Source organism: Listeria grandensis (genome assembly GCF_014322885.1).
Lineage (GTDB): Bacteria > Bacillota > Bacilli > Lactobacillales > Listeriaceae > Listeria_A > Listeria_A grandensis.
This window is the reverse complement of record NZ_JAASUG010000002.1, coordinates 43,364-69,359: the sequence shown is the minus strand read 5'-3', so window position 1 is coordinate 69,359 and position 25,996 is coordinate 43,364. Positions and strand designations below refer to the sequence as shown.

The window sequence follows — 25,996 nt, the reverse complement described above, 5'->3', positions numbered from 1 at the left end:
AGATGGCAATAAAAAAAGAGCGTGTAGACGTATTATTAGTAGAACAAGGGTTATTTGAAACCCGTGAAAAAGCAAAGCGGGCCGTGATGGCAGGTTTAGTATATTTAAAAGAAGAACGCGTTGATAAGCCCGGAGAAAAGTTTCCGGTAGAAGTCGAGTTCCAAGTGAAGGGGAAGGTCATGCCTTACGTGAGTCGTGGCGGGTTGAAGCTTGAGAAGGCGTTACAAGTGTTTGATTTGGCGGTTAAAGACAAGTTGCTACTCGATATTGGTTCATCAACTGGTGGCTTTACGGATTGCGCCCTTCAAAACGGCGCTAAACATTCCTATGCGCTGGACGTAGGCTATAATCAGCTCGCTTGGAAACTGCGCAATGATCCGCGTGTCACCGTGATGGAACGCACCAATTTTCGTTACGTTACACCAGCAGATTTTGAGCAAGGCTTGGCTGATTTCGCGACAATTGATGTCTCTTTTATCTCATTGAAACTTATTTTACCAGTCTTGAAAACAGTGCTTGTGAGTGGTGGCGAGGTCATGACGTTGATCAAGCCGCAGTTTGAAGCCGGCAAAGAACAAGTCGGCAAAAAAGGCATTATCCGCGATGCTAAAGTGCATCTGGAAGTCATAGAGAAAATCACCAATTTCGCGATAGCAGAAGGTTATTCTGTGCTTGCTGTCGATTATTCTCCGATTACAGGTGGCGAAGGGAATATCGAATTTATTGCTCACTTAAAATGGGATAATAAGGCTGAAAATCACTTATCAGAGACGGCGCTCACAGAAATCGTTGCCGAAGCACATTCGAATTTAGAATAATTATGCATACCGAGTCGTCTGATCTAGATGGCTTGGTATTTTTGTATTTTCAGTGTATTTCCCATTATTTCAAGCCTTATTTTGACTTTTTCACATGCATAATGGCTTTCAGAAACTTTTTTCAAGTTAAATCCGTGACTTTATGCTCGTTTTGGGCTAAGATGTAAGAGAGAAAAAGTTCGTGAGGTGAGAAATTATGAATAAAGGTCATCGTCATATTATTATTAGAGAACTCGTGACATCCAATGAAATCGAAACACAGGAAGATCTTGTTGAGTTATTGCTAAAAAGAGATGTCAAAGTCACCCAAGCCACGATTTCCCGAGATATTAAAGAATTACATCTTGTCAAGGTACCAACACAAACAGGAACATATAAGTATAGCTTACCAGCAGATAATCGATTCAATCCACATCAAAAGTTGAAGCGTTCGCTTGTCGACGCATTTATTAGTGTAGAAGTCGTCCAATTCATGTTGATCTTAAAAGTAATGCCCGGAAATGCCAATGCTATTGGGGCGCTCATTGACAATTTGAACTGGGAAGAAAAAGTAGGCTCATTGTGTGGAGATGATACATGTTTGATCGTTTGCCGCAGTGAAGAAGATGCGAAAGTATTATCTGAGCGCTTTATCGAGATGCTCTGAGTTTGAGGTGAATAGATTTGTTACAAGAACTAACGATTAGAAATTTTGCTATCATCGAATCTTTAAATCTATCTTTTCAAGAAGGTATGACGGTATTAACGGGGGAGACCGGCGCAGGAAAATCGATTATTATTGATGCGCTTGGTCTTCTTGTCGGTGGCCGAGGTTCCGTTGATTTTATTAGGCACGGGGAAGAAAAGCTTGAGATTCAAGGACTGTTTACGATAAACCCGCACAATAAAGGCTGTTTAGAGGCGCTTCATAATAATGGAATCGATGCCAGTGATGGGATGGTTGTCCTTGAACGTATCTTATTCCAAAGTGGCAAAAACACCTGTCGGATTAACGGGAAACTAGCAACGACAGTAGTTTTGCGGGAAATTGGATCGCGGCTTATCGATATCCATAGCCAGCATGAACACCAAGAATTGATGAACGATGAGTTTCATTTGCAGTTACTCGACCGCTTTGCTTGGAATGACATCGCGTCTACTTTAGCGAAATATCAGACGAAATATGTGGCGTATACAGAAATGAAGGCGAAATGGCGCAATTGGACCAAAAATGAGCAAGAACTGGCACAGCGTTTGGATATGTTGCGTTTTCAACAAGATGAAATCACAAGTGCGAACTTACGCCTTGGTGAAGAAGAGGCCTTGATGGAGCAAAAGCATGTCCTTGCTAATTTTGAGAAAATCAATGAAAGCTTGCAGAATGCTTACACTGCGCTACAAGGAGAAGAACGAGGCTTAGAGTTTATTTCAGAAGCGATGCGTCATGTGGCTTCGGCGAGTGATATTTTACCAGAGTATAAGGCGTTAAGTGAGTCCGTGGCTTCTAGTTTTTATTTACTGGAGGACAGCGCGATGCAAATTCGTCAGGAGCTTGATAAACTGGAGTTTCAGCCAGATGAGTTAGATACGATCGAAACGCGTCTGAATGAATTGAGCCAGCTAAAACGCAAGTATGGAAAAACAGTGGAAGCGATCATTCAATATAATGAGGATATCGATCAAGAAATTGTGGAGCTATCTGATCGAGAGACACACTTAGACCAGCTTGAAAAAGACCTCGAAAAAGCGAAGGATCAGTTGCATGAGCTGGCAACAAAATTAACAACAATCCGTCAGAAGTCAGCAAAGCAATTAGAAAAACAAATCAAGGATGAACTGAATGAACTCTATATGGAAAAAGCGATTTTCCAAGTGAACTTTGCGACACAAGCAAACGAATTCACAGAAAATGGTGTAGATAAAGTCGCATTTTATATGAGTACGAACCCAGGTGAGCCTTTAAAACCATTGTCTAAAGTTGCATCCGGTGGGGAGCTTTCCCGAATGATGTTAGCGCTCAAAACGATTTTTTCGAGGCATCAAGGCATCACATCTATTATTTTTGATGAAGTCGATACGGGGGTTAGTGGGCGTGTCGCACAAGCGATTGCTGAGAAAATTTATGCGGTCGCGGTAGGGTCACAAGTTCTTTGTATTTCTCATCTTCCACAAGTAGCAGCGATGGCGGATCATCATTTCTATATTTCCAAAGCAACGACGGCGAATCGAACGATGACTTCCGTGACGCCGCTGTCAGGAGACGAAAAAATTGAGGAGATTAGTCGGATGATTGCAGGCATTGAAGTAACAGATGTCACGAAGCAACATGCGAATGAGATGTTGACGCAAGCGATGAAAATCAAAGCACAAAAGCAAACGTAATCTAAAAGTGAATTAAATAGCTTGCATCTCAAAAGAAATTTGCTTACAATGATGAGGTAGTATTTTTTATTACCTGGTCATAAAAACAACTGCTAATTTGAGATGTAGGTTTTTTTCTGTGAAATTCTCAAAAATTAGGAGGCTTTTTATGACAAGGAAATCGATATTTGATCCTGCGGGACTGCGCCAAAAGGTGACCGTTGCGATTGCTGGTGCGGATGACCCTATTATTTTGGAAGTGGTGGAGCAAGCCTTGGAACTTGGTATTGCGAATTTTTTACTGTTTGGTCGAGCGGAAGGAATTTTGCTACGGTCGCCACATGTAAAAATAGTTGCCACTGATTCAGAACAAGAGGCCGCAGAAAAAGCGACGGAAGCTGTAGTAAATAAACAAGCAGATGTATTGATGAAAGGCAATCTGCCAACAGGGCTCATTTTGAAAACGGTTTTGAAACGAGAATACGAACTGCGCGAACGAGCATTATTATCGCACGTTTCTGTATTTGAAATACCGGCATATGATAAACCACTCATCGTATCAGATGTAGCTATGAATATCGCGCCAACAGAGGAAGAACAGATTCAGATTACACATAACGCGATTCGTGTAGCCCAAAAATTAGGCATTGAAAAACCAAAAGTTGCGATTCTAAGTGCTGTGGAAAAAGAGAACCCTAAAATGCGATCTTCGGTGCAAGCCGCCCAAGTAGCTGCTTATTTCAAAGCATTCCCAGATGGTGACTCACTAGTAGAAGGTCCATTGGCGTTTGATAATGCCATCTCGAAAACAGCAGCGTTGCATAAGAATATTTTGAACGATGTAGCAGGAGATGCAGATATTTTAATCGTACCTTCTATCGAGGCCGGAAATATTTTATATAAATCACTCGTGTTCTTTGCTGGTGCTAGGGTTGGTGGGATTATTGCTGGCGTAAAAGTACCCGTGATCATCGCCTCCAGAAGCGACTCGGTGGATAACAAACTTGCCTCATTAATACTAACAGTTGGAATGATCGGAAAATGATACAAAAATGTGAATAAAACGATTTCAACTGTTGGGGTGCAAAGCTTTTTAAGTTTGTGATAGACACGTGTTACAATGGGCTGGAGAACAATATCAGATTCACATGGGAGGTAACTACGTGACATTTCAAGTTTTAGCAATTAATCCAGGTTCGACATCGACAAAAATTGCTTTATTTGCAGGAGAAGAAGTCATTTTAAAGCAGGAAATATCACATCCAAGAGAAAAAATCGCAACGTTTGACAGCATCTTGGCGCAGTTTTCTTTTCGCTATGAACTTATTAAAGAGACGCTTCAAACAACGGATTTAAAACAATTAGCAGCAGTCGTTGGTCGTGGAGGGCTATTGCGACCGATGGCTGGTGGCACATATGAAGTAAACGAAGCGATGGAACGAGATCTGAAAATCGGCGTTTCTGGACAGCACGCTTCGAATTTAGGTGGGTTACTCGCTCGCAAAATAGCGGATGATCATGGTCTTCCCGCGTACATTGTCGATCCTGTTGTCGTGGATGAACTTGCGCCCATCGCTCGTTATTCTGGAAATGCGCATATCGTGCGACAAAGTATTTTTCATGCGTTAAACCATAAGGCGGTGGCTCGGAATATTGCGAAGTCGCTGAACAAAGAATATGCCACGCTAAATCTTATTGTAGCGCATCTTGGTGGCGGAATTTCTGTGGGTGCGCATCAACAAGGCCTAGTCATTGATGTGAACAATGCGCTGGATGGTGATGGTCCGATGAGTCCGGAACGCTCAGGCACGCTTCCAATGGCAGGTTTTCTCGAATGGGCTTTTTCTGGTGAGATGACAAAAGAAGCACTACATAACGAACTTGTCGGGCGCGGTGGACTTGTTTCCTATAAAGGGACGAATGATCTGCGCGATATCGAGCGACAAATAGAAGCAGGAGATCAAGAAGCGCGTGCTCTTTTTGAAGCAATGGCTTACCAAGTCGCTAAAGAAATCGGAGCAAGTGCGGCTGTACTAAAAGGAAAAATTGATGTGATCGTGCTCACTGGTGGATTAGCCCGAAGTGAAGCTTTTATACAAGAAGTGAGCCAGTACATTCATTGGATCGCACCTATTATGACAGCGCCTGGTGAGGACGAAATGGCCGCACTAAATGGTGGGGCACAGAGAATTTTGCAAGGAATAGAGGAAGCAAAAGTTTACCTAGGGGAGGAATAGAAATGGCAAAAGAGTATGATGTAGTAGTATTAGGCGGTGGCACAGGTGGTTATGTTGCTGCAATCCGTGCCGCACAAAACGGGCTCTCAGTCGCCGTTGTTGAAAAAGACAGACTCGGCGGAACATGTTTACATCGTGGTTGTATCCCAAGTAAAGCGCTACTACGCTCAGCAGAAGTGCTGCAAACTGTAAGAAAAGCAGCCGAATTTGGCATTGATACACCAGAACCAACGTTTAATTTTATAAAGGCACAAGAGCGCAAACAAAAGATTGTTGATCAACTGGAAAGCGGAATCCAACAATTATTTAGTAAAGGCAAAATCGATTTGTACGAAGGAAAAGGCACAATTTTAGGACCATCTATTTTTTCACCGACAGCCGGAACGATTTCTGTTGAGTTTGCAGATGGTCGCGAAAATGAAATGTTGATTCCTAAAAACTTAATTATTGCGACAGGCTCTAAACCACGTGCTTTAAAAGGTCTTGCGTTTGATGAAACATCGGTTTTATCATCCGACGGTGCCTTGCAACTCGAAGCTTTGCCAGAGTCGATCATCATCGTTGGTGGTGGCGTTATTGGTATGGAGTGGGCATCTATGTTGCATGATTTTGGCGTAAATGTCACTGTCATTGAATATAGCGATCGTATTTTGCCAACGGAAGACAGGGAGATCTCAAAAGAACTTCACGGCCTTTACAGGAAGAAAAAAATTAATATCGTGACGAGTGCGGAAGTACAAGCAAATACTTTTGAAAAAACAGCGGATGGTATCGTGATAAAAGCAATCGTAAAAGGGCAGGAGCAAACATTCACGGCAACTAAAATGCTCGTATCGGTTGGCAGAAGCGCTAATGTGGAGAATATCGGCCTTGAGAATACGGACGTGATTGTTGAAAAAGGCGTGATTCAAGTTGCCGATAATTTTCAGACGAAAGAGAGCCATATGTACGCTGTTGGGGATTGCATTGGTGGCCTGCAACTCGCACATGTCGCAATGGAAGAAGGCATTATTGCAGCGGAAGATATTAGTGGAAATCCGCAACCAGCGCTGAATTACAATCACGTACCACGTTGTACGTATACATCACCAGAAATTGCAAGCGTGGGAATTACAGAGGAACAAGCAAAGGAACAAGGTTTTGAAGTGAAGACTGGGAAATTCTTTTTCCGTGGCATTGGAAAAGCGCTTGTGTACGGCGAATCAGATGGTTTCATCAAAGTTGTCGCGGATAAGAAAACCAATGATCTACTTGGTGTTTTCATGATTGGTCCACATGTGACTGACATGATTTCCGAAGCGGCACTCGCGCATGTACTGGATGCGACACCGTTTGAAATTGGTAGCACGATTCATCCGCATCCGACACTTGCAGAGGCATTTGGCGAAGCAGCACTAGCTGTTGACGGCCTTGCCATTCATGGATAACAAATAAGGAGGAAATTTGGCAATGGGATTAAGAGAAACAGGTTTATCAGATGAAACCTTATTAGAAATGTATAAAAAGCTACTATTAACGAGACGCATTGATGAGCGTTTGTGGTTGCTCAATCGCTCTGGAAAAATACCGTTTACGATATCAGGACAAGGACAAGAAATCGCTCAAATCGGAGCTGCATTTGCGTTTGACTTGGAAAAAGATTATTGTTTGCCGTACTACCGAGACTTAGCGGTTGTGCTTTCCTTTGGGATGACAGCGCGTGATATCATGCTAAGCGCTTTTGCAAAAGCCGAAGATCCAAACTCAGGCGGTCGCCAAATGCCGGCCCATTTCGGCCAAAAATCGAATCGAATTGTGACACAAAGTTCACCAGTAACCACCCAATTCCCGCATGCCGCTGGAATCGGACTTGCTGCTAAAATGAAAAAAGATCCCATCGTTGCCTACGCGTCTACAGGCGAAGGATCATCTAACCAAGGCGATTTCCATGAAGGTATTAATTTTGCGAGTGTGCATAAATTACCGGTGGTTTTCGTGATCCATAATAATCAATACGCCATTTCGGTTCCAGTCGAGAAGCAATATGCCGCGGAAAAGCTATCTGATCGTGCCTTAGGTTACGGTATTCCTGGCGTTCGCGTCGATGGAAATAACATGACAGAAGTATACTTAGCGTTTAAAGAAGCGACAGATCGTGCTCGTCGTGGTGAAGGTCCGACCTTGATTGAAACAATGACATACCGCTTCACACCGCATTCCTCTGATGATGACGATAGAAGTTACCGTACACTAGAAGAGGTCAACAAAGCCAAAGAGCGCGACCCACTTGCGGTTTACACAGAAGAACTGGAAGAGCTAGGCCTACTAGATGATGCGAAAAAAGAAGTCTTCGAAAAAGAAGTGATGACGCTTGTCAATGAGGCTACAGACTATGCTGAGGCGGCGAGCTATGCTGATCCAGAATCAGCGCTATTACATGTTTACGAAGAAAAATAAAGGTTTTATTTACGTCAAGGGAGTTTGCCCTTTACGAATTAGGAGGAATAACAATGCCTGTCATTTCATATATTGATGCCATTACGGCTGCGCTTCGTGAAGAGATGGAGCGCGATCCAAATGTATTTATTTTAGGAGAAGATGTCGGAAAAAAAGGTGGCGTTTTTAAAGCAACGGCTGGCCTTTACGATCAATTCGGCGAAGACCGCGTGCTCGATACACCACTCGCTGAATCTGCCATTGCTGGTGTGGGCATTGGTGCAGCGATGTACGGTTTGCGTCCGGTTGCCGAAATGCAATTTGCTGATTTTATCATGCCTGCTGTCAACCAAATTATTTCCGAAGCATCTCGGATTCGTTACCGCTCCAACAATGATTGGGATTGTCCGATTGTCTTTCGTGCGCCATACGGTGGTGGCGTACACGGTGCGCTTTATCATTCCCAATCGATCGAAAAAGTTTTCTCTGGGCAACCAGGCTTGAAAATTGTGATGCCATCCAGTCCATATGATGCGAAAGGTCTTTTAAAAGCAGCGATTCGCGATAACGACCCGGTTCTTTTTTTAGAACATAAACGCGCGTATCGACTCATTAAAGGCGAGGTGCCAGACACAGACTACACCGTTCCAATCGGAAAAGCCAATGTGGTTCGTGAAGGCGACGACCTAACTGTAATCACATACGGCTTAGCTGTCCACTTTGCTCAACAAGCTGCCGAAAAATTAGCAAGTGATGGCATCGAAGCAGAAATTTTGGATTTAAGAACGATTTATCCTTTAGATAAAGCCGCGATTATCGAGGCTGCAAAGAAAACAGGAAAAGTGCTTCTCGTGACAGAAGATAACAAAGAAGGAAGCGTTATTGGCGAAGTAGCCGCAACGATTGCTGAACATTGCCTGTTCGATCTAGATGCTCCAATCAAGCGTCTAGCAGGACCAGACACGCCAGCGATGCCTTTTGCGCCAACAATGGAAAAATATTTTATGATCAATCCAGATAAAGTAGAAAAAGCAATGCGCGATTTAGCGGAATTTTAAAGGAGTGAAAAAGAATGGCACTTGAGAAAATCACAATGCCACAACTTGGTGAGAGCGTAACAGAAGGAACGATTAGCCAATGGTTAGTCGCACCTGGTGACCATGTCAATAAATACGATGCACTAGCAGATGTATTGACCGATAAAGTAACCGCCGAAATCCCATCTTCCTTCACGGGAACGATTAAAGAGCTGATTGCCGAGGAAGATCAGACGCTGGATGTCGGCGCAGTTATTTGTATTTTAGAAACAGATGGGGGCGCAGAATCCGAACCAGAGGCATCCGTACCAGAAGAAATAGCAACACAAGAAGCCACTACAGCCAAAAAAGCTCCGGCTAAACAAACAGCAACAATGGGTCGATTCTCACCAGCCGTTTTAACATTGGCCGCAGAACACGGCATTGATTTAGGCCAAGTAAGCGGTACAGGTCGTGACGGGCGTATCACGAGAAAAGATGTACTTGCCTATGTAGAAAACGGTTCACCAGTTGCCCCGAAACTAGCTGCACCAACAGAGGTGAAGAATGTATCATCAGAACGGCCGAACGCACCGATGCCAACGAGCCAAGTCGGCGATCGTGAAGTCCCGATTGATGGCATCAGAAAAGCCATTGCAAAACATATGGTGACAAGCAAACACGAAATTCCACATGCATGGATGATGGTAGAAGCAGATGCAACAGGCCTTGTTCGTCACCGAGATGGACTAAAAAATAAATTTAAAGCCGAAGAAGGCTATTCTTTGACGTATTTTGCATTTTTTGTCAAAGCAGTCGCACAAGCTCTAAAAGAATTCCCAATTTTAAATAGTACATGGGCTGGCGATAAAATCATCGAGCGCGCCGATATCAACATCTCCATTGCTGTAGCAACGGAAAGTCATCTGTTTGTACCAGTTATCAAAAATGCCGATGAGAAGTCTATTAAAGGTATCGCACGCGAAATCAGCCAATTAGCAGCCAAAGCACGCGCTGGTAAACTAACACAAGAGGACATGTCAGGTGGCACATTCACAGTCAATAGCACAGGCTCATTTGGTTCCATCCAGTCAATGGGAATCATTAACCACCCACAAGCAGCAATCCTACAAGTAGAATCCATTGTGAAGCGTCCTGTTGTGATTGATGATATGATCGCGATTCGGAATATGGTTAATCTCTGCCTTTCGATTGATCACCGCATATTGGACGGACTAGTTGCCGGCAGATTCCTAAGTAAGGTCAAAGAAAATATTGAAACTATTACGAAAGATAACACACCAATCTACTGAAAATAAATAGGATTTTTCGGGGGGAAGGATCATCAGAAAATCCAATGTTTAACAAGAAGAGCAGCGGGTATTAAACTAATACATCTAGATCCATACCCCTAAACTCCCTAGATGTCTTGAGTGGTACGTTTAAATACGCTATCGCTCTTTTTTGTTGGAAGCCTTTGAAACAAAGTGAATTAGGCTTCCAATATAAGAGTGAGCAAAGCGAACTGTTAATCCTTAAAAAAGCCTTGTAGCATATTAAGCTATCCCCACAATAAAAAGCCTGTGCATAAGAGTGAGCAAAGCGAACTGTTAATCCTAAAAAAAGCCTTGCAGCATATTAACCTACCCCCACAATAAAAAGCCTGCGAAAAAAAATACCAAACATAAGAGTAAGCAAATCCAGATTTCACTAGCTCAACTGAAGACAAACAAAAAAACCACACAAAACAAGTGCGGTCTCTAAATCTCGTATTCAATCAACAATTATAGAAACATCAATACCCCTGTTAATACAGAAGAGGCTACAATTGCAACAAGCATCAAAATAACAACAACTTTGGCAACTTTTTTGTTAGTCATAAAGTGGACTGGCTCCTTCCAAATAAAATCTCGTTACATCCATCATACTTACTTTTAATGAGAAATTCAAGTGAAATTGGTAGGAAAACACTAATAATTTTTAAGAACAAGGCGGAGGTGACTAAATATGACACAATTTAACGTGCAAGACCTTTTTTTAGAACTCGTTGCTATCCCTTCTCCATCAGGACAAGAGCAGGAAATCATGACATACGTGCAAACTTTTTTTAAAGAAATAGGTATTGCCGTGAAGCTTAGCAAGCAACAGTCCGGTATTGTCGCGACACTTCCAGCAACAAATGAGGCCATGGAGCAACTACCGGTCATTGCTTTTTCAGCCCACTTGGACACGATGTTTTCCTCCGATTCCCCCGAGGTTATTATAACAAATGGATATATCGAAACAGCTAACAAAGCTAATCTAGGTGCGGATGATAAAGCAGGCGTTGCAGCGATACTTGCCGCAGCTCGCTGGCTTACTAAAAATGATCAGCCGCACGGACAAATCGAGTTTCTTTTGACGACAAAAGAAGAAGAAGGTCTAACCGGGGCTAAGTTGTTTGATTTAGATATTGTGGACGCGAGTTTTGGTTATTGTCTTGATGCGCCTGGAGCTGTTGGAGGGATGATTCATACAAGTAAGACGCATTTGCAACTTGATTTTTGGATGGAAGTGGGTGTTCCCCATGAGAAATCTGCTATCCAAGTTGCCAGGGAAGCAATGAAGAAAATCCGTACAACCTTTTCCCATGATGTTGGTATTGCATGGCAAGTGTACCATTTCGGCGGTGAAATTTTGGAGAACGGGAATGAAAAAGTAACGATTTTATCAGAGTTTGTCGCCGATTTTCCGCTACAAGAATGTCTGCCTTATGTGGAGCAGATTAAGCAAATCTTTATTGAAACAGGTGTTACATATAAAGCGGACGTGCAAGATGTGACACATATGAGCTACCATCATTTTAGCCTTCCGGAGACGGCGTATCTTTGCAAGCTCGCAATAAAGGCAATGCAGACGCTAGGAATTCCGGAAAAAGCATTGCAGCTAGAAGGTGGTACCGATGCCAATGTCTTTAACGATCGCGGGATTCCGTTTTTGGTCTTGTCTACTGGTTTTCAAAATCCGCATACGACAAGTGAACGAATTGCGGTAACGGAGCTTGAAAAACTCACGTCACTCATTCTAGAAATCGTGAAAACAGCGGCAAAGTGACAATAAATTCGCTAAATTCGGGTTTGTTTCGTTGCCGTAGCGCCAAAGTTTTGATATAGTTATTAGTGTTGAGAAAATGGTAGCATTCATTTAACGAATGACTCGAGTGAGAAGGGACGAATGTTGAAAATGGCAAAACAAGAAATTGGCGTTATCGGAATGGGCGTAATGGGTCGTAACTTGGCTCTAAATATTGAAAGTCGTGGTTACAGTGTCTCGATTTTTAACCGCTCTAGCGAGAAAACGAAAGCAGTCGCAGAAGCACATAGCGACAAAAAACTGGTTCCTACGTACAATTTAGAGGAATTTGTAAACTCAATCGAAGTGCCGCGTCGTATTTTATTAATGGTACAAGCAGGTGCAGCAACAGATATGATGATTGATGCAGTCAAGCCTTTCTTAGCACAAGGCGACATTTTGATCGACGGTGGGAATACATTCTTTAAAGATACGATTCGCCGTAACAAAATGCTAAGCGAAGAAGGATTTAATTTTATCGGAACAGGTGTTTCTGGTGGGGAAGAAGGCGCGCTTAAAGGCCCTTCGATTATGCCAGGCGGTCAACGCAAAGCCTACGATTTAGTCGCTCCAATTTTGCAAGAGATCGCGGCTGTGGCTGATGGGGAACCTTGTGTGACTTATATTGGCCCAGATGGCGCTGGTCACTACGTGAAGATGGTGCATAATGGTATCGAGTATGGCGACATGCAGTTAATCGCAGAAGCTTACACGATCCTAAAAGAAATTGGTGGCCTAACAAACGATGAGCTTGCTGACGTGTTCACAGAGTGGAATGACGGCGAATTAGACAGCTACCTTATCCAAATCACGAAAAACATCGTTAAAACAAAGGATCCTGAAACAGGCAAACCAATTGTGGATGTTATTCTTGATAAAGCCGGTCAAAAAGGAACTGGTAAGTGGACAAGTCAAAGCGCGTTAGACCTAGGTGTACCGCTTTCGCTAATTACAGAATCCGTTTTCGCACGTTACATTTCTGCATTAAAAGAAGAACGTGTGCATGCGAGCACGGTATTGACTGGTCCAAGCAATTACTCCTTCAATGGCGATAAAAAAGCTTTCATCGAGTCTGTGCGCCGCGCACTATACTTCAGCAAAATCGCGTCTTACGCACAAGGTTTCGCTCAAATGAAAGCTGCATCTGATGAATATGAGTGGGATTTACAATACGGTGAAATTGCGAAGATCTTCCGTGCAGGTTGTATCATCCGCGCGCGTTTCCTACAAAAAATCACCGATGCGTATAATAATGACAAAAACTTGAACAACTTATTATTAGATCCATATTTCAAAGATATTGCGCATAATTACCAAGGTGCATTGCGTGAAGTTGTTGCAGAATCCGTCAAAGCAGGGATTCCAGTACCGACATTCACAGCAGCAATTAGCTATTACGATAGCTATCGTTCTGAAGTGCTGTCTGCGAATTTGATTCAAGCGCAACGTGACTACTTTGGTGCGCACACATATGAACGTGTGGACAAAGCTGGAACATTCCATACAGAATGGCCAGAGATTGACGAGTAAGCTGAATCCAGAAATATAAGGGTACGATAACCCTTTAGAGAACATGAGTAGTTGATTATCTCTTCTTAGGGATGATCAACTGCTCGTTTTTTGCTTTATTCTGTTTCACCATTTTTATTTCGCAATCATATCCTTTGTTATTCCTTTACCTAGCTCAAAGCAACAAAAGGCCCTCATAATAAGCCTAACAATAAGAATCTGATGAAAATTCGGGAATAAATTGCCTAAATAGACTGTTATTAGTTGTTTTTACCGCTAATTTAGTTACAATGGTAATAGGAAGATATCTGGTTTTTGAAGGTGGGGATAGTTAATGAATAGAATATTAATTGTAGAAGATGAAAAAAATTTAGCTCGCTTCATAGAACTAGAGTTGCAACACGAAGGTTATGAGACGGCGGTTGCCAACGATGGTCGCACTGGTTTAGAGCTTGCCATTACTGAAGAGTGGGACGCCATTCTGCTGGATTTAATGCTACCACAGCTCAATGGCGTGGAGGTCTGCCGCCGTGTACGCCAAGTAAAAGAGACACCGATTATTATGATTACTGCACGTGATTCTGTTATTGACCGTGTATCTGGTCTAGATCATGGAGCAGATGATTATATCGTGAAACCATTTGCAATTGAAGAGCTTTTAGCGCGTCTTCGTGCCTTGCTTCGCCGTATTGAGACGAGTGAGAGCGAGATGAAGCAAACAACGCTTGAATATCGTGATATTGTAGTGGAGAAGGAAAGTCGAATCGTGAAGCGTGGTGAAGATATTATTGATCTGACAAAACGTGAGTACGAGCTGTTATTAACTTTGATGGAGAACATTAATATTGTGTTAACACGAGAAGTCCTTTTAAATAAAGTATGGGGTTATGAAACGGAAGTGGAGACGAATGTTGTCGATGTTTACGTCCGGTATTTGCGCAATAAGATCGATAATAAGGGCGACGATGAGAGTTACATCCAAACAGTTCGCGGTACGGGGTATGTGATGCGTACATGACAACCCCCAACACATTTTCTTTAAAAAGCCGATCCTTAAAATTTAAATGGACATTTGGCGCTAGTGCTGCCATTTTTTTGACCTTTTTCTTATTTTCATTCGCCATTTATCAAGGAATCGGTAGTATGCTTTTGGATGAGAAAAATGACACAGTGAAGTCAGCAGCTCTTGTATCTTCTCAAGTGATTTATAGTGCTAATTTAACTGTGGATTCGTCGAGCTTAACTGCTGCAAGTATTGGGCCAATTGTTCGGCAAAGTATTGATCTCAGCCAACGTTTAGAAGATCAAGTCCTTGCTTTTTATGATAAGGATGGGAAATTAATCAGTCAGTATACGGCAGAGCAAAATAATGTAAAACCGTATGCCAAATATGATTACAGTAGTTATCTTGTTAAACAACCAGCACCAACGTTCTCAAAGCCTAAGATTAATGGACAGCAAGTGGTCATTTACCAAGTTCCAATTGTCGACAGTAACGATAACGCAAGCATTATTGGCTATATTCAAGTGATCAATCCGATGACCTCGTACAACAGCATTATGGGAAAACTACTAGCAACGATGTTCTTGCTTGGCGCCGTAGCTCTTTTTATTAGCGGGATGCTCGGATATCTACTCGCGCAAAACTTCTTGAATCCACTAACTAAAATGGCGAAAACGATGAACGATATTCGTGACAACGGTTTCCAAAAACGGATTGAGCCAACGGTCATTACGAAAGATGAAATCGGTGAGTTGACATTGGTTTTTAACGATATGATGGCTCAAATCGAACGCAGTTTTGAACAGCAAAAACAATTTGTCGAAGATGCCTCGCATGAATTACGAACGCCAGTACAAATCATGGAAGGGCACTTGAAACTGCTCAATAGATGGGGAAAAGATGATCCGGCAGTACTCGACGAATCATTGAATGCCTCTTTAACAGAGCTAGAACGAATGAAAAAACTCGTGCAAGAGATGCTAGACTTATCGCGTGCTGAGCAAATTTCGCAGACGAAAGAATTACAATTGGTTTGTGTGAATGACGTCTTAGAACAAGTGCGACGGAACTTCGAAGTGATGCATGAGGATTTCACATTTACGTTAAAGGAAGATGATAAAGACCTCCATGCGTTGATTCAGCATAATCACTTGGAGCAGATTTTGATCATTATTTCGGATAATGCCGTGAAGTACTCGGGTGACAGCAAGCAGATCGAGATGTACATCGGCAAAGACCAAGATAAAATCAACGTTTCTGTGAAAGACTACGGTGTCGGTATTTCTAAAGATGAGATTGATAAGGTTTTTAATCGTTTTTATCGTGTGGATAAGGCGCGTAGTCGTGAGGTTGGCGGCAATGGTTTGGGTCTTGCGATCGCGAAGGAACTAGTCAGTGGTTACCTCGGTTCTATTCAAGCACAGAGCGAGGATAGCGTTGCTACTACTATCACCATTACGCTACCGCTGATTGAGAAGAAAGAAGAGTCCGCAGAGTAATATTAAAAGACGTTTTGATGTGCCTCCCCTAAAGTTAGATTTTTTAACGCTAACTTTAGGGGGGCATGACAAAACGTCTTTTTATCGTTATTTTTTATTTTGCTCGTGTTCCAACTGTTCGATTTCTTTTTCTTCTTTTTCCATCATCTCTACTTCTGGATGTTTCTTCATGTATAGTTTCTTGGTTAGTAGTGTTTGACCAGCTAGGAATAGTCCTCCAACGGCCCAGTAGAGCGCTAACGCGGATGGTGCAGAGAAGGAAACGAACAAGATCATTACTGGCGAAATTAAACCCATAATCCGCATCTGTTTTTTCTGTTCTGGTGTGTACCCGATGAGGGAGACAAAATATTGCAGCAAATACACGGCACCAGCAATGACAGCCATGATCATATCAGGGCTTCCAAGGCTAAACCATAGGAATTCGTGATGTGCAATGTCGGAAGAGCCGCGAATCGCATAATAGAACGCCATCAAAATAGGCATTTGGATTAAGAGCGGTAAACAGCCCATTTGAAGAGGATTAATGTTGTATTTTGCATATACTGCGGTCATTTCTTGTTGTATTTTTTGTTGCTCTTCTTTAGAAGTAGCTCTTTTTAGTCGTGCCTGAATTTCATCGATTTCTGGTTTGGCTGTCGCCATTTTTGACTGCATGCCCATTTGAGCTTTAGCAGTACGCAGGTTAAGCGGCATGATGATAGCCCGAATCGCGAGTGTGGTAACGATAATCGCGATACCGTAATTCCCGCCAAATATGGAGGCGATCCATTCAATAACCGATGTAAACGGCTTAATCAGGTAAATATAGAAGAAACCATCTGTGTTTTGTGAAGGATCTAAGCTACATCCTGCGAGCGCAAAGAACAACGCTGCAATCATAATAAGTAGTAATATATTTTTCTTTTTCAATGTCTTTCTCCTCCTAAAAATCAGTTCATTTTATGCTTGATTTAGGAAAAGACAAGGAAGCTTCATCGTCAGTATTTGAAAAGCGAGTCATTGCTTGGATGAGCCAAATAATAATGAAACGAGCTTGATATGCCTCTGTTGGCTTCCAATGAATAACGGGAAGTGGCGTGATGCATAGATGTTTCGTATGCAATACCATTGTCGGTTTTACCATTGCTAAAACGGGCCAGTAACGCAAAACTGCCATCGTCATGAAAAAAGTGACATATAGCGAAACATACTCTGGGCCAAGCGCCATCTGGATTAATGATTCAAACACACGCCATCACTCCTTCCATTACTAAATAAGTACAGCCTTAACTATAAGTGAAAACAGCTGTAAAAACAAGTCTCAATCAGTATTCGATATCAAAAGTTTTACGTTCCTCTACAGGTGCGTCTTTGTAGATGTAGACTTCCCCAATTCGCGCGGCTGGAGAGGGTCCTTTTTTTACGGCCTCAATAAATCTCTCTAAGTCTTCTTCTTCCGCGATGGCTTGAATTTCCACAGAGCCATCTTGTAAATTTTTTACAATTCCGCTAATATTCATTTTGTAAGCTAAATGTTTTGTGGTATAACGAAAACCGACGCCTTGCACCATTCCTGTTACGCGCATAATGACAGTTTTACGAGCCATAAGTCTGATCACCTATCCTTTTTATATTGATATCTTTAGTGTAACTTTTTTTTGCGCACTTTTCAAAAAATAGCATGCGAAAGAGCAAGTTAGAATGAGATCGACCCGCCTTGTGCTATAATAGTTTTACATTATGAAGTGAATGAAAGTAAGGTGTTTTTAGGGATGGATAAATTTCAAATCATTGTGACGAAAGGTGAGTATGAACCTTGGTGGTTTTTTGAAGATTGGCAAAAGGATATTGAATCTTCGTTTACGTATACAAATAAACAGGAGGCGATGGAGAAATATCAGATGCTAGCACAACAATTAATGACAACATACCCAAATAATGCCGTCAAAAAAGAGGTCTTATTAGCGACTTGGTCTGAGGAGGAGACTCAGTATTGTGAGGAGTGTGAAGATGACATTCAGACGTTCCATGGCCTCATTTTATTTTTGAATGAACGCGTATATGAACCAACAGCAGACGAATTGACAACGTTTTTTGCTTTTAAAGAGGAGCTAAATATGTCAAAGGACGCCTGATTTTTAGGTGTTTTTTTGATAGGAAGAGGAGGAATAGAGATGGAGGATCAACACAGATCGCGCCGCAAGGATGAACATATTACACTTGCATATGGGCAATTTGATGAGGGGATGACGTCGTTTGCTGATGTCAGATTTGTACCGCAGCCCGTACCGCATTTTCATACAGACTCCGTTTCACTACAGACGGAATTTGCAAATCAGCGTTTCGAATTACCATTCTATATCAATGCCATGACTGGTGGAAGTACCCGAACGAAGCAAGTCAATCAAAGCTTGGCGATTATCGCACGTGAAACTGGCATTGCGATGGCGGTTGGCTCACAATCAGCGGCATTGCAAGATCCGGATATGATCGACACCTATAGCGTCGTTCGAAAGGAAAACCCAGCTGGTAAAATTTTTGCAAATTTGAGCGCGAATAATTCAGTGGACAATGCTAGGAAAGCTGTAGAAATGTTGGAAGCGAATGCTTTACAAATACATATTAATGTGGCACAAGAACTCGTGATGAAAGAGGGAGACCGTGATTTCTCCAATTGGTTAGAGGCCATTCAGCAAATCGTTGCGCTACATGAATTTCCTGTGATAGTGAAAGAAGTTGGCTTTGGAATGAGTCGCGAATTAATGGAACAATTGCAAAACGTTGGTGTGAAAACGCTGGATATTGGCGGTAAAGGTGGAACTGATTTCGCTAAAATTGAATCAGACCGGCGTCGTGACGGAGCGTATCGGTATTTAGAAGATTGGGGCTTAACGACGGCAGAATCTCTACTTGATTGCCAAAATAGTTCTTTAGAAATACTCGCATCAGGAGGCATAAAAACACCGCTAGATATTGTGAAATGCCTGGCGTTGGGCGCTAAATCTGTTGGTATATCTGGCGTCGTCTTACATCAGTTGAAAAGAACAGATATCGAAACAACCATCCAAATGTTACAAAATTGGCAGGGGGAGTTAAGAAGTATTATGACGCTTCTTGGCGCGAAAGGGATTCCTGAATTGGCTCAAAAAGCGATACTTATTGAAGGGGATCTAAAACATTTTGCTAAGCTGAGACATGTGCCCACCGATCATCTCGCGAATAGAACATAAAAAGAGAGTTGCTACCGTGATTGGTAACAACTCTTTTCTTCGTTTATTTAGCACTTATCGGTGTTTCGAGTACTGCTAAACGCGCTTCTAAATCCTCTGGACTTAGTGCATGTTTTTTGACATATAGGTTAGCCGGGTGTGTCCGACATTCATGCGAACAGCTACGTAAATATTTCTCCTCATTCTCCTCTGACGCGAGGATTTGCTTATTACAATAAGGATTAGCACAGTTGATGTAGCGTTCACAAGGTGTACCATCGAAGTAGTCTTTCCCAACAATCGTATGATCCACACGGTTGATTGGAACAGCGATACGCTCATCAAACACGTACATCATGCCATCCCAAAGGTCCCCTTTCACTTTCTCATCTTTTCCGTAGGTTGCAATACCGCCATGCAATTGAGAAACATCATCGAAACCAGCTGTTTTCAACCAACCGGAGAATTTCTCACAGCGAATGCCGCCAGTACAATACGTCACAACTTTCTTATCTTCAAATAATTCGCGGTTCTCTTCTACCCATTCCGGTAGATCACGGAACGTCTCGATATCTGGACGAATCGCACCACGGAAATGACCTAGATCAAATTCGTAATCATTTCTTGCATCCAGAATGACTGTGTTCTCGTCTTTTAAAGCCTCGCGGAATTCTTCAGGTTCCATATAATTTCCCGTAATTTCTAAAGGATTGACGTCGTTTTCGAGTGAAAGGGAAACAATTTCTGGGCGCGGACGAACGTGCATTTTTTGGAAAGCATGCTTGTCTGCCGCATCAATTTTGAATACCATGTCAGCAAAACGCGCGTCTGCGTGCATCGCCTCGATATATTTTTCCGTTTCCTCGACTGTCCCTGAAACAGTACCGTTTATGCCTTCCTCTGCTACTAAAATCCGTCCTTTCAGACCAATTTCTTTGCACATAGCGAGATGTTCGGCTGCGAATTGCTCAGGATTATCAATCGTTGTGTATTTGTAATATAACAACACTTGATAGCTGCTCATGTTCTAACCACCCTTAATTATTTTTTATTGGAAAAATGAATTTCCTAGTTTGCGCATTGTCTATGATACTATATTTATAGCCAATGATGCAAGAGGCAATACATTAACTTTCCATCTGAATAGTTCAATTTTTGAAATAATTATTTAACCGATTACTATAATATGATATAATTTATAGTAGAGAAAAATCGTATGGGAGTGGATAGCTTTTGCAATCAGGAGAAACTGCGGTAGAAGAGACGGTAGTACAAGAGGTAATTGTAAAAAAACGCAACAAAACAAAATGGCTGATCTATAAAATTCTGATGATCACGCTAGGTGCTATTTTGATGGGGGTTGGATTAGAGTTATTTCTAGTTAATAATCGCATTCTGGATGGAGGAATTGTCGGTATTTCCATCATTATTTCCCAGCTAACGCCAGCGCCACTAGGTGTTTTAACATTTGTTCTTAATATCCCGTTCTTCATCATCGGATATCGTAAAATAGGGAAGAGTTTTGCACTTTTCACACTATATGGTATTGCCGTGATGTCGATTGTAACGCTTATATTACACGATTTAGAACCAGTAACAGATGATTTATTGCTCGCAACTGTTTTTGGTGGTGTTACTCTGGGGCTTGGCGTAGGTATCGTAATTCGTAATGGTGGGGCGCTAGATGGTACAGAAATCGTATCGATTATTATCAATGGCAAAACACCTTTTTCTACTGGCCAAATTATTATGGCAATCAATATCGTGATTTTCCTCGTTGCGGGGTTAGTTTTCAACTGGGATCGCGCGATGTATTCTCTGATCACGTATTTCCTAGCCTACAAGGTGATTGATATTGTCATCAGCGGTTTAGATGAATCGAAAAGTGCTTTTATTATTAGCCAACACTACGAAAAAATTGGTGCCGAAATCGTCGATCAACTCGGAAAAGGTGTGACGTACATTGATGCATCAGGTGGTTATTCAGGTGACATAAAAAAAGTAGTTTTCGTTATTATCTCCCGCTTTGAAGAGCCCAAACTAATTTCCATTTTGGACGACATTGACCCGGAGGCTTTCTTGGCCGTTGGGAATAATATGTCAGAAGTTCGTGGTGGCAAAATGATGAATAAGAAAACGCCGCATTTATGACGTAAAAAAAGATGTTTCCAAACTAGGGAATGTCTTTTTTACGTATAAGAACGTATTTTCGTATTTCGTACTAAAGGTGGAGGTTTATCCATCAACTTTATGTTATAATGAGTGGGATTTAAAAATAGATAGGGTGGGGAATTTGGCAAATCAAACAAAGAAAAAATCATCTCGCTCGAAAAAAACGACGAGAAAGAAAAAGCAAACAACGAAATCATACTCCTTTGAGATAAGTGGCGTGATCATTGCTGGTCTTAGCTTAATCGGTATTTTTAATCTGGGCTTTATTGGGCGACTTGCCTATGCGCTAGGCGAGTTTATCGCAGGGGACTTAGCGATCGCCCTCCTTATTGGATTCGCCATTCTTGGTATTTATTTTATCTTTAAAGGGGAATTCCCGCCTCTATTCACGAAACGCTTAAACGGTTGCTATTTAATATTTCTTGGCTTTTTGACGTTTTTTCAAATGTGGTATGTAACACATGTACTCGCAGATGGAGCGCCGATTTTTAGCACGATGTGGAAGCTACTCATTGAAAACCTGGGGCATCCGAGTCAAATCGATCAAGTTGGCGGCGGCATTATTGGTTCGGGAATTGTTACCGTTACATATTTTCTAATAGACCGTATTGGCACCAATATTATCGCGACAGTGCTTGTGATTTATGGATTATCTTTGTTGACGGGAATCCCTCTAAGAACAGCCTATACCAAAGTAGTCGCCGTTTTGCATCCGCTCTTTGATAAAATGGATCGTCTTTTTGAAAAGGGCAAGAAGCGGAAGGTAAAGCCAAAGAAAACAGTGAAACCAAAACCAAATGTAAAAGAAGCTGAGCCGATTCTTGAAGTGGCAGAAGAGCCAGTGGAACCGAAATTACCGCCGATCATCTCTAACTTTCAGAAAGCACAAGAAATCGCTAAAAAAGAAGTGAAGTTAGAATTGACACAAGATGACGAAGCACCGCCGATCACTTTTCAGCAGGAATCTTTTGAGAATGAGATCTATCAGTTGCCACCAATCGATTTGTTAACACCAGCAGAACCGACTGATCAGAGTAAAGAGTACGATCAAATTAAGGCGAATGCGCAGAAGTTAGAATCGACATTTGAAAGTTTTGGTGTCAAAGCCAAGATCACGCAAGTCCACCTAGGTCCAGCGGTTACAAAATATGAAGTACAGCCATCTGTGGGCGTAAAAGTAAGCAAGATTGTTGGCTTGAGTGATGATATCGCTCTTGCTCTTGCTGCTAAAGACATCCGTATCGAAGCACCGATTCCGGGGAAATCAGCCATCGGTATTGAGGTCGCTAACCAAACCGTCGCGATGGTAGCACTTCGTGAAGTGTTGGAAAACAATCCGAATGATCGACCAGACGAGAAGCTACAAATCGCCCTAGGACGTGATATTTCTGGAGATGCGATCGTCGCTAATCTTGATAAAATGCCGCATATGCTTGTCGCTGGGGCAACAGGAAGTGGGAAATCTGTCTGTATAAACGGCATCATCACAAGCATCCTATTACGCGCCAAACCACATGAAGTAAAAATGATGATGATCGATCCGAAAATGGTAGAGTTAAATGTCTACAATGGGATTCCGCACTTACTTGCACCGGTTGTGACCAACCCGAAGAAAGCAGCACAAGCCTTGCAAAAAGTAGTGTCAGAGATGGAGCGTCGTTACGATTTATTCTCTCATACAGGGACACGAAACATGGCTGGCTATAATGCGCATGTACGTCAACAGAATGAGCAAAATGAAGCAAAACAGGCTGAGTTGCCGTTTATTGTGGTCATCGTTGACGAGTTGGCCGATCTGATGATGGTTGCCTCAAATGATGTGGAAGACGCAATCACACGATTAGCGCAAATGGCGCGTGCGGCAGGAATACACCTGATTATTGCGACACAACGCCCATCTGTTGATGTTATAACAGGGGTCATCAAAGCCAATATCCCGTCTCGAATTGCTTTTGCCGTATCAAGTTCGATTGACTCTCGAACTATTTTAGATATGGGAGGCGCTGAGAAGTTGCTTGGTCGTGGGGATATGCTGTTTCTCCCTGTGGGCTCTAGCAAACCTGTGCGGATTCAAGGAGCGTTCCTATCCGACCAAGAAGTCGAGGATATCGTTTCGTTCGTTGTTGCCCAACAAAAAGCACAGTATAACGAAGATATGATTCCTGATGAAGTACCAGACGTAGATATAGACGCAGAGGATGAACTGTATAACGAAGCCGTAGAGCTCGTACGCGACATGCAAACTGCATCGGTTTCCATGTTACAACGCAAATTCCGTATTGGTTACAATCGTGCAGCTCGAATCATCGATGAAATGGAACAGCGAGGCGTTGTTGGTCCACACGAGGGTAGTAAACCTCGCCGCGTGAATATTAGTGATATACCGGAATACGAAGAATAACTTTCCAAACAAAAAACGTAAAGCACAGAAATGGCGCCTTACGTTTTTTGTTTTCTCCTTTTTAAAATAACGTTTTAATTTGATCTTTAATTTCTTTATGGTGATCGTCGTATTTTCGTTCGGTTCGTTTGAGTAATTCGTCAAAAAACGCAGGCAACTTGTCTTCACTAAGCGCTACACCTTCAGCTGTAATCCCGCCTTTTGTTGCTACACGCTTAATCAGTGAATTAAATGTATAGTCTTGCTCGGCCAATAGTTTAGATGTTCCAGCTAAGGAATTACTAATCATTTGAAAAACCTCTGATTCCGTTAAGTCAGATTTACGAACGGCCGCCTGAACAAACTGTTCAAAGATAGCAGCAATGAAACCTGGCGATGAACTCGTCAAATCACTAGCTAAATCAATATCCTCCTCCGCTACTTCGATGACAGAACTAAATGCCCCAAGCGCGTCATTCAACCACGTTTGGTTTGCCTCGGAAACAGATGCGTCATGATTAACTAAACTTGTTCCAATCCCAACAGATGTTGTTAATGAAGGGATCAATTTACTATATTGCGCGTCCGTCGTGACATGCTTCAAATCATTGACAGATACCCCTGCAGCAATTGAAATTACATGCTTGTTGCTAGAAAGTGCTTGCTTATTTTCTAAGAGAACAGGCAAAACACCCAATGGTAAAACGCAAACAAACGTATGCACTGCTTGTTCAAATACTTCTTGACTCGTTTTGGCAATCGTCACATTAGGGAATAACTCATGAATATCTTTCAATTTTTCATTTTCTGACCGCGTGTATACAATTATTTCTGAGGGTGCCAGATCCGTATGCGCTAAAAACTGCCGCGTCAATAAATCTGCCATACTGCCATACCCAATAAAACCAACTTTCATGATAATCATCTCGTCTCTATTCAAAATTATGCTACCATTTGAAGCACATATACCTATTATGCTGATCTTTGACTTCACTTGCAAGCCATTTACTCTAACAAAAGAATTAATATTCAGAATATATTTTGAATATTTACTTTGAGCTTCGATATTTATTTATTTTACATTCCGTGGTATATTAAAAAGAGTTACAGTATCCGTTTTCAAAGAGGACTTTTAGATGCGCAAAAGGGGAACATATACTATACATATTTTCTAATCGTTCGCATTTGGGGTGCTAATAACTATAATTTTATCTCTCGGGAGGGGTTTTAAGGTGAAAAAGCGTACATTTGCTTTAGCACTATCCATGATTTTAGCAACAGGCGTTGTGCTTGGGGCGTGTGGATCATCAGATGACAGTAAGAAGAGCAGTGGCGACAGTGATAAATTTACTGTAGCAATGGTAACAGATACTGGTGGGGTAGATGATCGTTCATTTAACCAATCAGCATGGGAAGGTTTGCAAAAGTTCGGTAAAGCTAACGGCCTTGAAAAAGGAACAGATGGCTATAACTACTTGCAGTCCGCTTCTGAAGCAGATTTCAAAACCAACCTGAATACAGCAGTCCGCAGTGGCTATGATCTTATTTATGGTATTGGCTACAAACTAAAAGACGCTATTGAAGACGTTTCAAAACAAAAACCAAAAAACAAATTTGCACTTGTTGATGATACGATTACAGATCGCGACAATGTTGTAAGTATCGGATTCGCGGATCAAGATGGTTCATTCCTTGTTGGTGTTGTTGCCGGTTTAACGACTAAAACAAACAAAGTTGGATTTGTCGGTGGTGTAAAAGGCGCAGTTATCGATCGCTTTGAAGCTGGATTCACAGAAGGCGTGAAAGCCGTAAATCCGAAAGCAGAAGTAAAAGTGCAATACGCAAATGATTTCGCAAAAGCAGATAAAGGCCAACAAATTGCAGCTGGTATGTACAATGGTGGCGTAGATATTATTTTCCACGCAGCTGGTGCAACTGGTAACGGTGTGTTCGCTGAAGCTAAGAACTTGAAGAAAAAAGATCCAGCCCGTGCTGTATGGGTAATCGGTGTTGACCGTGACCAGTGGGACGAAGGAGCTGTCACAGCAAATGACGGCAAAGAGTACAACGTAACACTAACATCTGAAATCAAACGTGTAGACATTGCGGTGGACGATTTAGCGACACGTACAAAAGCTGGCGACTTCCCTGGTGGCGAGAAAATCGAATACGGTCTTGATAAAAATGCCGTAGGTCTTTCTTCAAGTCAAGATAACCTAAGCAAAGAAGTCTTAGCAAAAGTAGATGAATACAAGCAAAAAATCATTGACGGTGACATCAAAGTTCCACAAAAACCTTGATAAAG

Annotated in this window: 24 protein-coding genes; 18 read left to right on the top strand and 6 right to left on the bottom strand. The window is 42.0% G+C overall.

Annotated elements, in window-relative coordinates:
* The first annotated feature begins 2 nt into the window (after positions 1-2).
* From HCJ54_RS02950 to HCJ54_RS02910, 9 genes are all read left to right on the top strand, one after another.
* Complete coding sequence (locus tag HCJ54_RS02950) at positions 3-818, top strand: TlyA family RNA methyltransferase (RefSeq protein ID WP_036064962.1); 816 nt, start codon at positions 3-5, stop codon at positions 816-818.
* A 196-nt stretch (positions 819-1,014) separates the two neighbouring features.
* Entirely contained in the window at positions 1,015-1,464 is a 450-nt protein-coding gene (gene ahrC, locus HCJ54_RS02945) for a transcriptional regulator AhrC/ArgR (RefSeq protein ID WP_185408693.1), read from the top strand.
* 17 nt (positions 1,465-1,481) lie between these two features.
* The gene (gene recN / locus HCJ54_RS02940; RefSeq protein ID WP_187136591.1) at positions 1,482-3,179 is read left to right on the top strand and encodes a DNA repair protein RecN; all 1,698 of its coding nucleotides are present in this window, start codon (positions 1,482-1,484) and stop codon (positions 3,177-3,179) included.
* A 148-nt stretch (positions 3,180-3,327) separates the two neighbouring features.
* Positions 3,328-4,203 (top strand): phosphate acyltransferase, encoded by an 876-nt coding sequence (locus HCJ54_RS02935; RefSeq protein ID WP_187136590.1) that lies wholly within the window; start codon positions 3,328-3,330, stop codon positions 4,201-4,203.
* Positions 4,204-4,321: 118 nt separating this feature from the next.
* Entirely contained in the window at positions 4,322-5,395 is a 1,074-nt protein-coding gene (buk, locus tag HCJ54_RS02930) for a butyrate kinase (protein ID WP_187136589.1), read from the top strand.
* Positions 5,396-5,397: 2 nt separating this feature from the next.
* Positions 5,398-6,822, top strand: coding sequence for a dihydrolipoyl dehydrogenase (gene lpdA, locus HCJ54_RS02925; RefSeq protein ID WP_185525269.1), 1,425 nt, complete (start codon positions 5,398-5,400; stop codon positions 6,820-6,822).
* 22 nt (positions 6,823-6,844) lie between these two features.
* Positions 6,845-7,831 (top strand): thiamine pyrophosphate-dependent dehydrogenase E1 component subunit alpha, encoded by a 987-nt coding sequence (locus HCJ54_RS02920; RefSeq protein ID WP_036064971.1) that lies wholly within the window; start codon positions 6,845-6,847, stop codon positions 7,829-7,831.
* Between the two features lie 53 nt (positions 7,832-7,884).
* Positions 7,885-8,868, top strand: coding sequence for an alpha-ketoacid dehydrogenase subunit beta (locus HCJ54_RS02915; RefSeq protein WP_187136588.1), 984 nt, complete (start codon positions 7,885-7,887; stop codon positions 8,866-8,868).
* A gap of 14 nt (positions 8,869-8,882) precedes the next feature.
* Positions 8,883-10,139 (top strand): dihydrolipoamide acetyltransferase family protein, encoded by a 1,257-nt coding sequence (locus HCJ54_RS02910; RefSeq protein ID WP_187136587.1) that lies wholly within the window; start codon positions 8,883-8,885, stop codon positions 10,137-10,139.
* Positions 10,140-10,610: 471 nt separating this feature from the next.
* Here HCJ54_RS02910 and prli42 read toward each other — a convergent pair whose 3' ends face one another.
* Positions 10,611-10,706 carry a stressosome-associated protein Prli42 gene (prli42, locus tag HCJ54_RS02905; RefSeq protein WP_185408687.1) on the bottom strand — a complete coding sequence of 32 codons (96 nt, stop codon included), beginning with the start codon at positions 10,704-10,706 and terminating at the stop codon, positions 10,611-10,613.
* A 127-nt stretch (positions 10,707-10,833) separates the two neighbouring features.
* Between prli42 and HCJ54_RS02900 the strand changes: the two genes are divergently transcribed.
* From HCJ54_RS02900 to HCJ54_RS02885, 4 genes are all read left to right on the top strand, one after another.
* Positions 10,834-11,919 (top strand): M20/M25/M40 family metallo-hydrolase, encoded by a 1,086-nt coding sequence (locus HCJ54_RS02900; RefSeq protein ID WP_187136586.1) that lies wholly within the window; start codon positions 10,834-10,836, stop codon positions 11,917-11,919.
* A gap of 129 nt (positions 11,920-12,048) precedes the next feature.
* Positions 12,049-13,467 (top strand): NADP-dependent phosphogluconate dehydrogenase, encoded by a 1,419-nt coding sequence (gene gndA, locus HCJ54_RS02895; protein ID WP_036065283.1) that lies wholly within the window; start codon positions 12,049-12,051, stop codon positions 13,465-13,467.
* Positions 13,468-13,780: 313 nt separating this feature from the next.
* Positions 13,781-14,464, top strand: coding sequence for a response regulator transcription factor (locus HCJ54_RS02890; protein WP_036064979.1), 684 nt, complete (start codon positions 13,781-13,783; stop codon positions 14,462-14,464).
* Positions 14,461-15,948: a HAMP domain-containing sensor histidine kinase gene (locus HCJ54_RS02885; protein WP_187136585.1), complete on the top strand. Its 1,488-nt coding sequence runs from the start codon at positions 14,461-14,463 to the stop codon at positions 15,946-15,948. Before HCJ54_RS02890 ends, HCJ54_RS02885 begins: the two co-directional genes overlap by 4 nt.
* Positions 15,949-16,035: 87 nt before the next feature.
* Here the strand turns inward: HCJ54_RS02885 and yidC are convergent, their stop codons facing one another.
* The 3 genes from yidC to HCJ54_RS02870 form a co-directional block, all read right to left on the bottom strand.
* Positions 16,036-16,860 carry a membrane protein insertase YidC gene (gene yidC, locus HCJ54_RS02880; protein ID WP_187136584.1) on the bottom strand — a complete coding sequence of 275 codons (825 nt, stop codon included), beginning with the start codon at positions 16,858-16,860 and terminating at the stop codon, positions 16,036-16,038.
* A 25-nt stretch (positions 16,861-16,885) separates the two neighbouring features.
* Positions 16,886-17,179 (bottom strand): hypothetical protein, encoded by a 294-nt coding sequence (locus tag HCJ54_RS02875; protein WP_187136583.1) that lies wholly within the window; start codon positions 17,177-17,179, stop codon positions 16,886-16,888.
* A 76-nt stretch (positions 17,180-17,255) separates the two neighbouring features.
* Entirely contained in the window at positions 17,256-17,537 is a 282-nt protein-coding gene (locus HCJ54_RS02870) for an acylphosphatase (protein WP_187136582.1), read from the bottom strand.
* 165 nt (positions 17,538-17,702) lie between these two features.
* Between HCJ54_RS02870 and HCJ54_RS02865 the strand changes: the two genes are divergently transcribed.
* Together HCJ54_RS02865 and fni are read left to right on the top strand one after the other, a co-directional pair.
* Positions 17,703-18,065, top strand: a complete 363-nt coding sequence (locus HCJ54_RS02865) for a DUF1033 family protein (protein WP_036064986.1) — start codon at positions 17,703-17,705, stop codon at positions 18,063-18,065.
* 39 nt (positions 18,066-18,104) lie between these two features.
* Positions 18,105-19,160, top strand: coding sequence for a type 2 isopentenyl-diphosphate Delta-isomerase (gene fni / locus HCJ54_RS02860; RefSeq protein WP_187136581.1), 1,056 nt, complete (start codon positions 18,105-18,107; stop codon positions 19,158-19,160).
* Between the two features lie 43 nt (positions 19,161-19,203).
* Here the strand turns inward: fni and trhO are convergent, their stop codons facing one another.
* Positions 19,204-20,163: an oxygen-dependent tRNA uridine(34) hydroxylase TrhO gene (trhO, locus tag HCJ54_RS02855; RefSeq protein ID WP_187136580.1), complete on the bottom strand. Its 960-nt coding sequence runs from the start codon at positions 20,161-20,163 to the stop codon at positions 19,204-19,206.
* Between the two features lie 257 nt (positions 20,164-20,420).
* Here trhO and HCJ54_RS02850 point away from each other — a divergent pair, with 257 nt between their 5' ends.
* Entirely contained in the window at positions 20,421-21,290 is an 870-nt protein-coding gene (locus tag HCJ54_RS02850; RefSeq protein WP_425324786.1) for a YitT family protein, read from the top strand.
* 142 nt (positions 21,291-21,432) lie between these two features.
* Positions 21,433-23,712, top strand: a complete 2,280-nt coding sequence (locus HCJ54_RS02845; protein ID WP_187136578.1) for a DNA translocase FtsK — start codon at positions 21,433-21,435, stop codon at positions 23,710-23,712.
* A 61-nt stretch (positions 23,713-23,773) separates the two neighbouring features.
* Here the strand turns inward: HCJ54_RS02845 and proG are convergent, their stop codons facing one another.
* Positions 23,774-24,610, bottom strand: a complete 837-nt coding sequence (proG, locus tag HCJ54_RS02840) for a pyrroline-5-carboxylate reductase ProG (RefSeq protein ID WP_187136835.1) — start codon at positions 24,608-24,610, stop codon at positions 23,774-23,776.
* 313 nt (positions 24,611-24,923) lie between these two features.
* On the opposite strand from proG, the gene HCJ54_RS02835 reads away from it, so the two are divergent.
* Positions 24,924-25,991: a BMP family lipoprotein gene (locus tag HCJ54_RS02835; RefSeq protein ID WP_185408677.1), complete on the top strand. Its 1,068-nt coding sequence runs from the start codon at positions 24,924-24,926 to the stop codon at positions 25,989-25,991.
* Positions 25,992-25,996 lie beyond the last annotated feature (5 nt).

Excerpts from the sequence above, each read along its gene's own strand:
- HCJ54_RS02885 (WP_187136585.1), top strand. The coding sequence starts at position 14,461 with ATGACAACCCCCAACACATTTTCTTTAAAAAGCCGATCCTTAAAATTT.
- HCJ54_RS02950 (WP_036064962.1), top strand. The coding sequence starts at position 3 with ATGGCAATAAAAAAAGAGCGTGTAGACGTATTATTAGTAGAACAAGGG.
- HCJ54_RS02935 (WP_187136590.1), top strand. The coding sequence starts at position 3,328 with ATGACAAGGAAATCGATATTTGATCCTGCGGGACTGCGCCAAAAGGTG.
- HCJ54_RS02865 (WP_036064986.1), top strand. The coding sequence starts at position 17,703 with ATGGATAAATTTCAAATCATTGTGACGAAAGGTGAGTATGAACCTTGG.
- HCJ54_RS02900 (WP_187136586.1), top strand. The coding sequence starts at position 10,834 with ATGACACAATTTAACGTGCAAGACCTTTTTTTAGAACTCGTTGCTATC.
- prli42 (WP_185408687.1), bottom strand. The coding sequence starts at position 10,706 with ATGACTAACAAAAAAGTTGCCAAAGTTGTTGTTATTTTGATGCTTGTT.
- ahrC (WP_185408693.1), top strand. The coding sequence starts at position 1,015 with ATGAATAAAGGTCATCGTCATATTATTATTAGAGAACTCGTGACATCC.
- trhO (WP_187136580.1), bottom strand. The coding sequence starts at position 20,163 with ATGAGCAGCTATCAAGTGTTGTTATATTACAAATACACAACGATTGAT.
- lpdA (WP_185525269.1), top strand. The coding sequence starts at position 5,398 with ATGGCAAAAGAGTATGATGTAGTAGTATTAGGCGGTGGCACAGGTGGT.
- HCJ54_RS02870 (WP_187136582.1), bottom strand. The coding sequence starts at position 17,537 with ATGGCTCGTAAAACTGTCATTATGCGCGTAACAGGAATGGTGCAAGGC.
- fni (WP_187136581.1), top strand. The coding sequence starts at position 18,105 with ATGGAGGATCAACACAGATCGCGCCGCAAGGATGAACATATTACACTT.
- gndA (WP_036065283.1), top strand. The coding sequence starts at position 12,049 with ATGGCAAAACAAGAAATTGGCGTTATCGGAATGGGCGTAATGGGTCGT.
- HCJ54_RS02920 (WP_036064971.1), top strand. The coding sequence starts at position 6,845 with ATGGGATTAAGAGAAACAGGTTTATCAGATGAAACCTTATTAGAAATG.
- HCJ54_RS02910 (WP_187136587.1), top strand. The coding sequence starts at position 8,883 with ATGGCACTTGAGAAAATCACAATGCCACAACTTGGTGAGAGCGTAACA.
- HCJ54_RS02915 (WP_187136588.1), top strand. The coding sequence starts at position 7,885 with ATGCCTGTCATTTCATATATTGATGCCATTACGGCTGCGCTTCGTGAA.
- HCJ54_RS02890 (WP_036064979.1), top strand. The coding sequence starts at position 13,781 with ATGAATAGAATATTAATTGTAGAAGATGAAAAAAATTTAGCTCGCTTC.